Here is a 14,738-nt window from a genome sequence, read left to right as displayed (position 1 = left end):
GTGTGGTGACGGTGTCGGGGGTGGTGTTGCCGGAGGTGGGGTGTCCTCGGGTGGTGCTGGATGATCCGGGTGTGGTGGGGGAGTTGGCGGGGTTGTCGTCGGGGGTGCTGTCGGATGCGGAGCGTGGGGCGGCGTTGGATGTGCGGCATCCGGCGTATGTGATCTACACGTCGGGTTCGACGGGCCGGCCCAAGGGTGTGGTGGTCAGCCACACCGGCATCGCCTCCCTCTCCGCGGCACAGCAGGACCTCTTCGACGTGGGCCCCGGCGCACGGGTCCTCCAGTTCGCCTCACCCAGCTTCGACGCCGCGGCCTGGGAACTGGTGATGGCGCTCACCACCGGTGCGACGCTCGTCATGGCGCCCCCCGCCCGCCTCGCCGCCGGAGAACCCCTGGCGGAACTGCTGGCCGAACAGCGCGTGACCCACGCGACCCTGCCCCCGGCCCTGCTCGCGGAGCTGCCGCCCGGTGCCCTCCCGCCCGGGATGACGCTGGTGGTGGCCGGCGAGGCCTGCGCCCCGGAACAGGTGGGGCGCTGGTCGGCGGGCCGCCGGATGGTCAACGCCTACGGACCCACCGAGACGACGGTCTGCGCCACGGCCAGCCGACCGCTGTCGGGCGCGGTGTCCCCGCCGATCGGCGGCCCGATCGTCAACGCCCGTGTCCATGTGCTGGACGCGGGGCTGCGTCCGGTACCGGACGGGGTGGCGGGGGAGCTGTACGTGTCGGGTCACGGGCTGGCCCGGGGATACCTGAACCGGCCGGGGCTCACCGCCGAGCGGTTCGTCGCGGACCCGTTCGGCCCCCCTGGCGGCCGCATGTACCGCACCGGCGACCTGGCCCGGTGGCGCACCGACGGCCAGCTGGAGTTCCTGGGGCGCACCGACCACCAGGTGAAGGTGCGGGGCTTCCGTATCGAGCCGGGCGAGATCGAAGCGGTGCTGACCGCGGCCCCGGACGTCGCCGAAGCCCTGGTGACCGTGCGCGCGGACGGCCCCGCAGGCCCCGGCCTGGTGGCGTACGTGACCCCGTCCGGCGACCGGAGTCCCGCCCCGGCGGAGCTGCGCGCCCGCGTCGCGTCGGCGCTGCCGGGCTACATGGTGCCGTCCGCCGTGGTGGTGCTGGACCGGTGGCCGCTGACCCCGAACGGCAAGGTGGACCGCAAGGCGCTGCCCGCTCCCCGGCTGGACGGCGCGGGCCCGGCCGGACGCGCACCCCGCACCTCGCGCGAGAAGATCCTGGCCCAGGTCTTCGCCGAGGTGCTGGGCGTGGAGTCGGTCGGCCTGGACGACAACTTCTTCGACCTCGGCGGCCACTCGCTGCTCGCCACCCGGCTCGTCAGCCGCGTCCGCGGGGCCCTGGGGACCGGGCTCTCCGTCCGGGCGGTGTTCGAGGCGCCGACCGTGGCACGGCTGCTGACCCTGCTGGACGCCGGACCAGCGCCCGCACGGGCACCGCTGGTGGCCGCGCCGCGCCCCGAGCTGTTGCCGATGTCGCCGGCACAGCGCCGGCTGTGGTTCGCGTTCCGGCTGGAGGGGCCGAGCCCGACGTACAACGTGCCGTTGGCGGTGCGGTTGTCGGGTGTGCTGGACCGGGCCGCGCTGACCGCCGCGGTGAACGACGTGGTGGAACGCCATGAGGTGCTGCGGACCCGGTTCGCGGAGGTCGACGGTGAGCCGGTCCAGGTGGTGGAGGCGGATGCCGCTGCGGTGATGGAGTTCGTGGAGCTGCGGGGTGACCTGGCGCGGGCGCTGGCCGAGCGGGCGGGGTACTGCTTCGACCTGGCGGCCGAGACCCCGCTGCGGGTGACGTTGTTCCGGGTGGGGGAGCGGGAACACGTGCTGCTGCTCCTGCTGCATCACATCGCGGGTGACGGCTGGTCGATGGGGCCGTTCCTGCGGGACCTGTCGACGGCGTACGCGGCGCGTCGCGAGGGCAGGGGACCGGCCTGGGAACCGCTGCCCGTGCAGTACGCCGACTACGTGCTCTGGCAGCGCAGGACGCTGGGCGCCGAAGACGATCCGGACAGCCTGCTCGCCGGTCAGCTCGCCTACTGGGAGGAGGAACTCGCGGGCGCTCCGCAGCTGCTGGAGCTGCCCCTCGACCGGCCCCGCCCCGCCGTCGCGAGCCACCGCGGGGCCGCCGTGGACCTGGGCATGGACGCCGCGCTGCACCGGCGGCTGCTGTCGCTGGCCCGCGCATCCGACGTCACGCTCTTCATGGTGCTTCAGGCGGCGCTGGCCGTGCTGCTGTCGCGACTGGGCGCCGGCACCGACATCCCGCTGGGTACGGCGGTGGCGGGCCGTACCGACGAGGCCCTGGACGATCTGGTGGGGTTCTTCGTCAACACGCTGGTGCTGCGCACGGACGTGTCGGGCGACCCGACGTTCCGCGAGCTGCTGGCACGCGTGCGCGAGACGGACCTGGCGGCCTACGCGCACCAGGACGTGCCCTTCGAACGGGTCGTGGAGGCCGCCGGGGTCACGCGGGTGCTCTCCCACACGCCCCTCGCCCAGGTGATGCTGCACCTGCAGAACAACGCCGAGGCCCGGCTCGCCCTGCCCGGTCTGCGGGTGACCGCCGAGCCGATCGGCCTGGACGCCGCCAAGACGGAACTCTCCTTCGGGTTCCGTGAGCGGTTCACCCCGGACGGAGAGCCCGCCGGGCTGACCGGTTCGCTGGAGTACGCGACCGACCTGTTCGCCCCGGCCGGAGCCCGGACGCTGACGGCGCGGCTGCTGCGCGTGCTGCGCGCTGTCACCGAGAACCCGGACCGCGCTGTGGCCGGCATCGAGATCCTGGACCCGGAGGAGCGCCGGCGCATCCTGCGCGAGTGGAACGGCACCGCCACCGAGCCCGGTGGCCCGGCGACGCTCGCGGCACTCTTCGAGGCGACGGCCGCCCGTACGCCGTCCGCCGCGGCCGTCACGTTCGAGGACGGCACGCTCTCCTACGGGGAGCTGAACGCGCGGGCCAACCGCCTGGCCCGGCTGCTCGTCGCGCACGGCGCCGGCCCCGAACGACTCGTCGCCCTCGCCCTGCCGCGCACCGCCGACCTGGTGGTGGCCGTGGTGGCCGTCGTGAAGGCGGGGGCGGCGTATGTACCGGTCGACCCGCAGTCCCCCCGGGACCGGACGGCGTACCTGCTGGGCGACGCCCGGCCCACGCTGCTGCTGACCACCTCCGGGGTGGCCGCCGGACTTCCCGCCACCCCGGTGGAAACGCTCCTGCTGGACACTCCGGACACGGCGCGGAAGCTCGCCGGACAGCACCCGGACGACCTGGCGGACGCGGACCGGGGCGGCGTCCTCGACCCCCGGAGTCCCGCGTACGTGATCTACACCTCGGGCTCCACCGGACGGCCCAAGGGCGTCGTGGTGCCGCACCGCAACGTGGTGCGGCTGTTCAGCGCCACCGAACCCTGGTTCGGGTTCGGCCCGGACGACGTCTGGACGCTGTTCCATTCCTACGCGTTCGACTTCTCGGTCTGGGAGCTGTGGGGTCCGCTGCTGAGCGGCGGCCGTCTGGTGGTGGTGCCGTACGAGGTGAGCCGGTCGCCCGGCGAGTTCCTGCGGCTGCTGGTGAAGGAGGGCGTGACCGTCCTGAACCAGACGCCGTCGGCGTTCTACCAGCTCATGCGCGCCGACGCCGAGGAACCCGCGGTGGGGCGCGAACTGGCCCTGCGGCAGGTGGTGTTCGGCGGCGAGGCGCTCGACCCGGCCCGGCTGGCCGACTGGTACGGCCGCCACCCCGACGACGCTCCGCTCCTGGTCAACATGTACGGGATCACGGAGACCACCGTGCACGTCAGCCACCTGCCGCTGGACGTGCCGGCGGCGGCGGAGGCACAGCAGCGCAGCCCGATCGGCCGCGGCATCCCCGACCTGCGGATCTACGTCCTCGACCCCGGGCTGCGACCGGTACCCCCCGGCGTGTGCGGAGAGATGTACGTGGCGGGCGCGGGCCTGGCCCGGGGCTACCTCGACCGGCCCGCGCTGACCTCCGAGCGGTTCGTCGCCGACCCGTTCGGCGAGGCGGGCACGCGGATGTACCGCACCGGAGACCTGGCGCGGTGGACGGCCGAGGGGCAGCTCGAATATCTGGGGCGCGCCGACGACCAGGTGAAGATCCGCGGCTTCCGGATCGAACTCGGTGAGGTCGAGGCGGCTGTGGAGTCGCATGCCTCGGTGGCGCAGGCCAGGGTCGTCGTCCGCGAGGACCGGCCCGGCGACCGGCGGCTGGTGGCCTACGTGGTACCGGCCGGCCCGGGCCCGCAGCCGGAGCCGTCGGCCCTGCGCGAGCACGCCGGGCGGTCCCTGCCGGAGTACATGGTCCCCTCGGCCGTCGTCACGCTGCCGGAGCTGCCTCTGACGACCAACGGCAAGCTCGACCACAGGGCACTGCCCGCCCCCGACCGTTCCGGCCGCTCCGGCGGCCGCACCGCGCGCACGGACCGGGAGAAGGCCCTGTGCGCGGTCTTCACCGAGGTCCTGGGCGTGGCCGAGGTCGGCATCGACGACAGCTTCTTCGAGCTGGGCGGCGACAGCATCAGCTCCATCAGGCTGGTCTCGCTGGCCCGTGCCGCAGGGCTGGCCGTGACGGTCCAGCAGGTCTTCCAGCTCCGCACCGTCGCCGCGCTCGCCGCCGCCGCGACCGAGGCCGCTCCTCCCGCGGCGCCCGGCGGCACCGGTGGCACGGGCGGCTTCCCGCTGACACCCGTCATGCACTGGCTGCGGGAACTCGACGGTCCCACGGACGGGTTCAACCAGACGGTCACCCTGCACGTACCGGCAGATCTGGGGACGGCACGGCTGACCGAGGCGGCAGCCGCCTGGCTGGACCGGCACGACACCCTGCGCCTGCGGATCACCACCGCGCGCGACGGCTCCTGGCAGCCCGTCGTGGGCCCGCCCGGATCGGTGCCGGCGGACTCGGTGGTCCACCGGGTCGACATCGCCGGACTGACCCGCACGGCACGCGACGAGGCCCTCGCCGAGCACGGCGAGAAGGCCCGCCTGCGGCTGTCTCCGGCCGACGGCTCGATGGTGCAGCTGGTCTGGTACGACGCCGGGCCGCACCACAGCGGCCTGCTGCAGGTCGTCGTCCACCACCTGGCCGTGGACGGGGTGTCCTGGCACATCCTGCTGCCGGACCTGCGCGCCGTCTGGGAGGCGGTCGCCGCCGGGCGGAGCCCCGGACCGGCCCCCGGGCGCACATCCTTCCGCGAGTGGGCCCACCGGCTGAGCGAGGCCGCCCGTGAACCGGCCTGGGAGGCCGGACTGCCGCTGTGGACACAGATCCTGGCCGGGCCGCCCGGGACAGTCGAACCCACGCTGGGCACCAGGCCGCTCGATCCCCGCCGGGACACCGCCCGGACGGTCCGGGAACTGAGCCTCGAACTCCCTGCCGAGCGCGCGGAACCCCTCCTCACGACGGTCCCGGCGGCCTACAACGCGGGTGTGGGTGACGTCCTGCTGACCGCGTTCGCCCTCGCCTGCCGGGAGTGGCGCCACCGGCGCGGGCAGGGACACGCGGACAGCGTCCTGGTCGACCTGGAGGGCCACGGCCGGGAGGACATCGTGCCCGGCGCCGATCTTTCCGGCACCGCCGGCTGGTTCACCAGCATCCACCCGGTACGGCTGACCCCCGTTCCGCTGAGCTGGGACGAGGTCCGCGCGGCCGGCCAGGGGGTGGGCGACTCGCTCAAGCGCGTCAAGGAACAACTGCGCGCCCTGCCGGGCAACGGCGTGGGATACGGCATGCTCCGACACCTCAACCCGCGCACCGCCGCACACCTCGCGCCGCTGGCCGCACCGCAGCTGGGTTTCAACTACCTCGGCCGGTTCACGAAGGCGGCGGACACACCCACCGGCGCACCGGAGCACCTCCCGGTGGCGGTCGACGGTCCCGCTTCCGCCGCCGCGGCCGCCGACGTGCCGATGTGGACCTGGGCGAGCGGCCTGCCCGCGCCCGCCCCACGCGACGCCGGGATGCCCGTCAGCCACGCGCTGGAGGTCAACGCCCTCACCGAGGACCGGCCGGACGGCCCCTGTCTGCGTGCCACCTGGTCCTGGCCCGGTGACCTCCTGCCCGAACCGGATGTCCGGGAACTGGGCGAGCTGTGGTTCACCGCCCTCGACGCCCTTGCCGCCCACGCCGGGAGCGCCGGTGCCGGCGGTCACACCCCGTCCGATCTCGTGCTCGGCCTGTCCCAGGAAGAGATCGACGAACTCGAAGCCGAACTGAGGTCGCTGTGATGAACCAGTCCGCGTTCGAAGACGTTCTTCCGCTGACGCCGCTGCAGGAAGGCATGTACTTCCACTCGCACTACGACGACCAGGCGGTCGACGTCTACAACGTGCAGGTGGTCCTCGCCCTGGAGGGACCGCTGCGGGCCGACGTGCTCCAGGCGTCCCTGGCGGCGCTGATCAGGCGCCACCCCAACCTGCGGGCCGGCTTCCGGCAGCGCCGCAACGGGCAGCCGTTCCAGGTTATCCACCGCGCGGTGCCGCTCCTGTGGGAGGAGACCCACCTCACGGCGGAGGAGTTCGAACGGTTCCTGGACGCCGACCGCGTGCGGCGGTTCCCGCTCGACCGGCCGCCGCTGGCGCGGTTCACCCTGGTGCGGCTGGGTCCGGACCGCCACCGCCTGGTGATGACCAGCCACCACCTGCTGCTGGACGGCTGGTCCAACCCGGTGCTCGTCCGGGAGCTGTTCACGCTCTACGAGCACGGCGGCGACGACGCCACGCTGCCCCCTCCGGTCCCCAACCGGGCCTACTTCGAGTGGCTCACCGCGCAGGACGACACCGCCGCGGAACGGGCCTGGCGGCTCGCCCTCGACGGCCTGCCCGGCCCCTGCCTGGTGGCCCCGGCGGACCGGGGCCGGGCTCCGGTCCTGCCGCAGCGGGTGACCGCCGAGTTCCCCGCCGGGTTCGGCGCCGAGCTGGACCGGCTGGTCCGCAAGACCGGGCTCACCGTGAACACCCTGGTCCAGGGCGCCTGGGGAATGGTGCTCGGCCGGCTCACCGGTCGCAGCGACGTCGTCTTCGGCACGGTCGTCTCGGGCCGTCCGGCGGAGATCGCCGGCATCGAGACGATGGTCGGGATGTTCATCAACACCATTCCGGTGCGCGTACGGCTCGACCCCGAGCGGTCCGTCCTGGAGAACCTCATCCGGCTGGGCGGCGAACAGACCGCACTGCTCGGCCACCACCACATGGGGCTGGGCCGTCTCCAGCGCATGACCGGAACGGGTGACCTCTTCGACACCTTCGCGGTCTTCGAGAACTACCCCGGGGACGCGGCGGCCAGGCCGTCGTACGCCGGGGTACGGGTGGAGGTGGAGCAGGGCCACGACGCCGCCCACTACCCCCTCCGGCTCATCGCGGCGCTGAGCGGCGAACGGTTCGAGGCCGAACTGGAGTACCGGCCGGACCTCTTCGACGAGGACGAGGCCGCTGCCGTTCTCGCCGCCGTGGTCCAGGTGCTGGGCGGGATCACGGCCGCGCCCGACCGCCGCGCCCGTGACATCGAGTGCACCGTGCCCTCCGGCTTCCGCGGGTTCACCCCGGTCAAGGACGCCGACCCGGTACCGGGACCCGTCGCCGTCCCACGGGCGCCGCAGACCCCGGTGGAGGACATCCTGTGCGGCCTCTTCGAGCAGATCACCGGCCGCCCCTGCCGCAGCGTGGACGACGACTTCTTCGCCCTGGGCGGCCAGTCGCTCACCGCGATCCGCCTGTTGAGCCGGGTGCGGAAGGTGTTCGGGGTGGAGTTGTCGGTGCGGGCGGTGTTCGAGGCGCCGACGGTGGCGGGGCTGGCGGCGCTGGTGGCGCGTGCGGGGGCGGCGCGTGCGCCGCTGGTGCGTGCGGAGCGTCCTGAGGCGTTGCCGTTGTCGCCGGCGCAGCGTGGGTTGTGGTTCGCGTTCCGGTTGGAGGGGCCGAGTCCGACGTACAACGTGCCGTTGGCGGTGCGGTTGTCGGGTGTGCTGGACCGGGCCGCGCTGACCGCCGCGGTGAACGACGTGGTGGGCCGTCATGAGGTGCTGCGGACCCGGTTCGCGGAGGTCGGCGGTGAGCCGGTCCAGGTGGTGGAGCCGGTCGCCGCTCCGGCGATGGAGTTTGTCGAGCTGGAGGGCGACCTGTCGCGGGCGCTGGCCGAACGGGCGGGGCACTGCTTCGACCTGGCGGCCGAGGTCCCGCTGCGGGTGACCGTGCTGCGGCTGGACGAGCACGACCACGTCCTGTCGGTGGTGATGCACCACATCATGAGCGACGGCTGGTCGATGGGGCCGTTCCTGCGGGACCTGTCGACGGCGTACGCGGCGCGTTGCGAGGGCGCGGTCCCGGAGTGGGAGCCGCTGCCCGTGCAGTACGCCGACTACGTGCTGTGGCAGCGGCAGGTGCTGGGCTCGGCGGACGACCCGGACAGTGTGCTGGCTCAGCAACTGGCGTTCTGGCGTGGGGCGTTGGCGGGGGCTCCGGAGTTGCTGGAGCTGCCGGTGGACCGGCCGCGTCCGGCGGTGGCCAGTCATCGGGGCGCCACGGTCCGTTTCTCGGTGGACGCCGGTACCCACAGTGGGTTGGTGGCGTTGGCCCGTGAGACGGACGTGACGCTGTTCATGGTGGTGCAGGCGGCGCTGGCCGTGCTGCTGTCGCGACTGGGCGCCGGTACGGACATTCCGCTGGGTACGGCGGTGGCGGGGCGTACCGACGAGGCCCTGGACGACCTCGTGGGGTTCTTCGTCAACACGCTGGTGCTGCGCACGGACGTGTCGGGCGACCCGACGTTCCGCGAGCTGCTGGCACGGGTGCGGGAGACGGACCTGGCGGCCTACGCGCACCAGGACGTGCCCTTCGAACGGGTCGTGGAGGCCGTCAACCCCGGCCGCTCACTCTCCCACGCACCCCTGTACCAGGTGACGCTCATCCTGCAGAACACCGAGGGCGGAAAGCTCACCCTGCCCGGCCTGAGCACCGGATTCGTGGGCGACCCGAGCAACGGCGCGAAGGTCGACCTCGCGTTCAGCGTCCGGGAGACCCGCACCGAACAGGGCGAACCGGCCGGACTGGAGGGCATGCTCGAATACGCCACCGACCTCTTCGACCCCGGGACCGCGCGCACGCTCACCGAGCGACTGACCCGGGTGATCACGCAGGTGGCGCGGGACGGCGAACAGCGGACCGGACGGCTGGAGATCCTCGCCCACGACGAGCGCCGCGAGCTGATCGGCTCCGGGTCCGGTACCGGGCGTGCGGTGCCCGTCGCGACCTTCCCGGACCTGTTCCAGGCACAGGTCGCCCGTACCCCGGACCGCCCCGCTGTCCAGGCCGGCGGTGTGACGCTGAGCTACCGGGAACTCAACGAACGGGCCAACCGGCTCGCCCGCCTGCTGGTCGCCCGCGGCGCCGGCCCCGAGAAGTACGTGGCCGTGGCCCTGCCCCGCGCCGAGACACTGATCGAGACCGTCATCGCGGTCCTGAAGACCGGCGCCGTGTACCTGCCGCTCGACCTGGAGTACCCGGCGGAACGGCTGGCCGCCATGCTGTCCGACGCCCCTCCCGCCCTGCTGGTCACCACCGGCGCGGCGGCCGCCCGGCTGCCGAGGACGCCCGCCGCCGAGGACGTGCCGCTGCTCCTGCTGGACGATCCGGCCGTCGATGCGCTGCGCGCGGCCCAGTCCGCCACCGACCTCGACGACACGGCACGCCTCGCGCCGCTGCGGGTGGCCCATCCCGCCTACACGATCTTCACCTCGGGTTCCACCGGCCGCCCCAAGGGTGTCGTGGTCACCCACACCGGTCTGGCCTCGCTCGCCGCCAACCAGGCCGCCCACTACGGGGCGGGCACCGGCAGCCGGGTGCTGCAGTTCGCCTCCCCGAGCTTCGACGTCTCCATGGCCGAACTGTGCATATCCGTGCTCTCCGGCGGCTGTCTGGTCGTCCCGGAACGCACCCCGGCCGGGCCGGAGCTGGGCGCCCTGCTGGCCGAACACCGCATCTCCCACCTGCTCATCGCGCCCTCCGTGCTGGCCGAGGTCCCCCGCACCCCGCTGCCCGACCTCCGCACGGTGATCACCGGTGCCGAGACCTGCTCGCGGGAACTGGCCGCGTTCTGGGGCCGCGACCGGCTGCTGATCAACGCCTACGGCCCCACCGAGGCGACCTGCGACGTGTCCTTCACCCCGCACGACCCGGCGTCCACCACGGGAGCGACGCTCATCGGCCGCCCCATCGACGGGGTGCGCGTCCACGTGCTGGACCGCCATCTGCAACCCGTACCGTACGGCGTCACCGGGGAGCTGTACGTCTCCGGACGCGGCCTGGCCCGCGGCTATCTCGACCGCGCGCTGACCGCACAGCGTTTCGTCGCCAACCCCTACGGCCCTCCCGGCGACCGGATGTACCGCACCGGCGACCTGGCCGAGTGGGACGCCGACGGACGGCTGCGCTTCCGCGGCCGCGCCGACACCCAGGTGAAGGTGCGCGGCTTCCGGGTCGAGACGGGTGAGGTCGAGGCGGCCCTGACCCGCTGCGCGGGGGTGGCCCGCGCCGTGGTGATGGTGCGTGAGGACCGGCCCGGCGACCAGCGGCTGGTGGGCTACGTGCAGCCGGACCCCGCGGCCCGCACACCGCTGGTCCCCGCGGCGCTGCGGGCGGAGGTCGCGGAGCTGCTGCCGGCGTACATGGTGCCCGGCGCCTTCGTCGTCGTCGGCGACTGGCCGCTCACGCCCAACGGCAAACTGGACCGCAGGGCGCTGCCCGCGCCCGCCCCGGTCACCGGCCGGTCCACCAGGCCGCCGCGCTCCCCCCAGGAGGAGCTGCTGTGCCGGCTCTTCGCCGAGGTGCTGGGGGCGCAGGACGTCGGCGTGGACGACAACTTCTTCGAACTGGGCGGCCACTCGCTGCTCGCCGCCCGGCTGGTCAGCCGGGTAGGGGCGGTCCTGGGCCGCACCCCGGCGCTGCGCGACGTCTTCGCCGCGCCCACGCCGGCCCGGCTCGCCGCGCAGCTGTCCGACGGGGACGGCAGCGCCTTCGACGTGCTGCTGCCGCTGCGCACCGAAGGCACCGCCCGCCCACTGTTCTGCGTCCATCCGGTCGCCGGTCTCAGCTGGCGCTACGCCTCCCTGCTCACCGGACTCGACGCCGACCACCCGGTGTACGGCCTGCAGGCCCGGGGGCTGCGGGGCACCGAACCGCTCGCCGCCTCGCTGGACGAACTCGCCGAGGACTACGTGCGCGAGATCCGCCGGGTGCAGCCCGAGGGCCCGTACCACCTGCTCGGCTGGTCCCTCGGCGGGATCCTCGCGCAGGCCGTGGCCACCACCCTCCAGGCCCACGGCCACGAGGTGGGGCTGCTCGCCGTGCTCGACGCCTATCCCGCCGCGCCCGGCGCCCCGGGGACGGGCGACCCGCGGCGGATCCTCAGCCAGATGCACGACGGGTACGCCGAGGTGTACGGGCTGCCCGACGGGGCCGCGCAGAGTCCGCCGGAGCCGGAGGAGATGCGGGCCCGGATCGTCGACTGGCTCGGCCGGGGCGAGAGCGAGCTGCGCCATCTCGACGACGAACAGCGGGCCGCCGCGCTCGACGTCATGGTCAACACCGTGGCGATCACGAGCGACCACAGGCCACGGCTCTTCCACGGCACCATGGTGCTGGTGGTGGCGGCACGCCGGCGGGGGGAGTGGTCGGTACCGGAGGCATGGAAGCAGCACCTCGACGGGGAACTGGAGATCCACGAGGTGGACTGCGAGCACCACCGGATGCTGGACCCGCTGCCCGCCGCGCGGATCGGCGGGATCATCGCCCCCCGGATCGCCCGATGACGCTCGTCGAAGCATCCGTACCGGGTGACCCCGGCCGCTTCGGCGGTGCGCTCGGCGTACTCGGCGGCATGGGCCCGCTGTCCTCCGCCGAGTTCCTGCGCACGCTCTACGCCTGCCCGTGGGCGGGCCCGGAGCAGACCCGCCCGAGGGTGCTGCTCGACTCGGACCCGGCCTTCCCCGACCGGACCGAGGCGATCCGGCTGGGGCGGGTCCGGGAGATGACCGAGCGGCTGGAGAACCGGCTGCGGGACCTGCTGGACCGGGGAGCCGACCGGGTGGTCGTCGTCTGCTTCACGGCCCACCACTTCCTGCGGCTGGTCGATCCCGCGTTGCGACAGCGGGTCGTGTCCCTGGTGGACGTCACGGCCGCCGAACTCGCCCTGACCTCGGGCCGGTTCCTGCTGCTCTCGACCGAGGGCAGCAGGCAGGCCCGGGTCTTCGAACAGGCGCCGGGCTGGGACGCGGTGGCGGACCGGGTGGTCCGGCCCGGCCGGGACGACCAGGCACTCGTCCACCGGCTCATCTACCGGATGAAGCACGAGGGACCGCTCCCGGACGAGGTACTGCCGCCGGTGGACCGTCTCCTGCGGCGCTACGGATGCTCAGGGGTGGTCCTCGGCTGTACCGAGTTCCACCTGGTCTCCCGTGAGCTGACGGCCCGCTACGGTCCGGACCGCACGGTCGACGCGCTGCGCACCCTGGCCCTGCGCCTGGCCGCCGGGCCGGCCGTCGCGGCGGGGTAGGCGTCGAGCCGCCGTACGGCGCCGGTCCGTCACACCGCGGCGAGCAGCGTCGCTATCCCGCCGGTCAGCCGCTGGACCTGCGGCATCAGATAGAAGTGGTCTCCCGGCAGCACCGACAGCGTGAAGCCGCCCCGGGTCACCTCGGCCCACGGGCGCATGCTCTCCGCCGTCACCTGCGGGTCCCGGTCACCGAGATACCCCGTCACCGGCGTGGCGAGCGCCGGGAGGTCGCGAGGCCGGTAGCGGTCGAGCAGCCGGTAGTCGGCGCGGATCACCGGCAGCATCAGCTCGCGCAGCTCGGGGTGGTCGAGCGCGGCGGCGAACGTGCCGCCGAGTTCGGCGACGTCGCGCAGCAGGTCGTCGTCGCTCTCCGGCGCTGCCTTGTGGCCGCCCGGGTGCCCCGGCGCGGTCCGGCTGGAGACCACGAGCCCGCCCAGGACGGGTCCATGCCGGTCCTCGATCCGCAGCGCCACCTCGTGGGCGACGGAGGCGCCCATGCTGTGCCCGAAGAGCACCGCCGGGCGGTCGAGGAGGGGGCCCAGTGCCTCGGCCACCTGGTCGGCGAGGTCGTCCATGCGGTCGACGCAGGACTCCGCTATCCGGTCCTCCCGGCCCGGGTAGCAGACCGCCTGCACCTCGACGTCGGCCGGCAGCCACCGCGGCCAGTCACGGAAGAAGCTGGCCGCACCCCCGGCGTGCGGAAAGCAGATCAGCCGCGCGCGCGGGTTCGTCACGGGCCTGGGCCGGCGCAGCCACGTCTCGTGCAGGCCGGTGTCCCGCACCAGCTGGGACCTGGGACCAGTCATGGGCACACTCCTCGGTATACGGATCGGGCCGGGACCGTACCCGCCCGCCTTATCAGCGGCGTATCGGCTCCGCCCCGCCGCGTCCGGCGCCACGGGGATAACGGCTCAATGGCGGCCGCTCCTAGCCTGCGGGAAGCCCCCAACCCGCCCAGAGGGACAAGGAGTCCACCGTGTACGACGTCATCGTGGTCGGAGCTCGCTGCGCCGGCGCCCCCACAGCCATGCTCTTCGCCCGCGCCGGATACCGGGTGCTGATGGTGGACCGGGCGACGTTCCCCAGGGACACCCTCAGCACCCTGTACATCCATCAGCCCGGGGTGGCGCTGCTGCGCCGATGGGGGGTGCTCGACAAGGTGGTCGCCACCGGCTGCCCACCGGTGGACCGGGCCGTGTACCAGGTCGCGGACATCTGGATGGAGGGCTGCTCCGTCCCGGTCGACGGGTTCCGCACCGCCTACGCGCCGCGCCGCCACCTCCTGGACCCGGTCCTCGCCGACGCGGCGGTCGCCGCGGGAGCCGAGTTCCGCCAGGGCTGCACGGTCGACGCGGTCCTGACGGAGGGCGACCGGATCTGCGGAGTCCGGTTCAGCACCCCGGACGGCGGACACCACGAGGAGCGGGCCCGGCTGGTGGTCGGCGCCGACGGGATGCGGTCCCGGTTCGCCACCCTGGTCGACGCACCGGTGATGACCGAGCATCCGCCGATGACCTGCGCCTACTACACGTACTTCGAGACGTTCACCGACCGCTTCGAGCTGCACCAGGCGCCCGGCCGCTGGGTGGGCACCGTGCCCACCAACGACGCCACGCTGGTCGCCGCGTACTTCCCGCAGTCCGAGTTCGAGCGGATACGCCGGGACGCGACGAGCGCCTACCGGGAGGCGCTGCGCACCACGTCACCGGAGCTGTTCGGGCGGATCGAGTCGCTGACGCCGCTGGAGCGGCTGCGGGGCACCGGCGACCAGCAGAACTTCTTCCGTGAACCGGCCGGGCCGGGCTGGGCCCTCGTGGGCGACGCCGGCCACCACAAGGACTCCATCACCGCCCGTGGCATCACGGACGCCTTCCGCCAGGCCCAGCTTCTCTTCGACACGGCCGTCGACCGCCTGGAGGACCCGGACAAGCTCGACGACGCCCTGGCCGAGTACGCGGACCTGCGGGACGATCTGCTGTTCGACGCCTACTACTCCACGCTCTCGGTGGCCGAACTGCGGGTACCGGTGGACCGCTTGGACGCGCTCCGGGTGATCGCGGGCCGGCAGGACTTCACGGACCGGTACTTCGGAACCCTGGCCGGGGCGGTGAGCGTCGAGGAACTGTACTCGCCCGACCTGCTCGCCCTGCTGTGAACCCCGGGCG

General features: G+C 73.6%; 4 protein-coding genes and 1 pseudogene. 4 read left to right on the top strand and 1 reads right to left on the bottom strand.

Features of this window, described 5'->3' with window-relative positions:
• Positions 1 to 32: 32 nt before the first annotated feature.
• From ABT171_RS37325 to ABT171_RS37315, 3 genes and pseudogenes are all read left to right on the top strand, one after another.
• Positions 33 to 6,257 (top strand): annotated as a pseudogene (locus ABT171_RS37325) (amino acid adenylation domain-containing protein); the annotation flags it as partial.
• Entirely contained in the window at positions 6,257 to 11,830 is a 5,574-nt protein-coding gene (locus ABT171_RS37320) for a non-ribosomal peptide synthetase (protein WP_351250868.1), read from the top strand. The pseudogene ABT171_RS37325 and the gene ABT171_RS37320, both read left to right, overlap by 1 nt.
• Complete coding sequence (locus ABT171_RS37315; protein ID WP_351250867.1) at positions 11,827 to 12,573, top strand: aspartate/glutamate racemase family protein; 747 nt, start codon at positions 11,827 to 11,829, stop codon at positions 12,571 to 12,573. The genes ABT171_RS37320 and ABT171_RS37315 overlap by 4 nt, the downstream gene beginning before the upstream one ends.
• Before the next feature lie 29 nt (positions 12,574 to 12,602).
• Here the strand turns inward: ABT171_RS37315 and ABT171_RS37310 are convergent, their stop codons facing one another.
• Entirely contained in the window at positions 12,603 to 13,379 is a 777-nt protein-coding gene (locus ABT171_RS37310; protein ID WP_351250866.1) for a thioesterase II family protein, read from the bottom strand.
• Between the two features lie 170 nt (positions 13,380 to 13,549).
• On the opposite strand from ABT171_RS37310, the gene ABT171_RS37305 reads away from it, so the two are divergent.
• Positions 13,550 to 14,728, top strand: coding sequence for an NAD(P)/FAD-dependent oxidoreductase (locus ABT171_RS37305; RefSeq protein WP_351250865.1), 1,179 nt, complete (start codon positions 13,550 to 13,552; stop codon positions 14,726 to 14,728).
• Positions 14,729 to 14,738 lie beyond the last annotated feature (10 nt).

This window comes from Streptomyces sp. NPDC001851, assembly GCF_040297165.1.
In the GTDB taxonomy this organism is placed as follows: domain Bacteria; phylum Actinomycetota; class Actinomycetes; order Streptomycetales; family Streptomycetaceae; genus Streptomyces.
This window is presented reverse-complemented; position numbering and strand designations above follow the sequence as displayed.

Bases quoted from the DNA above. Each gene is read 5' to 3' on its own strand.
- ABT171_RS37320 (WP_351250868.1), top strand. From the start codon at position 6,257: ATGAACCAGTCCGCGTTCGAAGACGTTCTTCCGCTGACGCCGCTGCAG.
- ABT171_RS37315 (WP_351250867.1), top strand. From the start codon at position 11,827: ATGACGCTCGTCGAAGCATCCGTACCGGGTGACCCCGGCCGCTTCGGC.
- ABT171_RS37310 (WP_351250866.1), bottom strand. From the start codon at position 13,379: ATGACTGGTCCCAGGTCCCAGCTGGTGCGGGACACCGGCCTGCACGAG.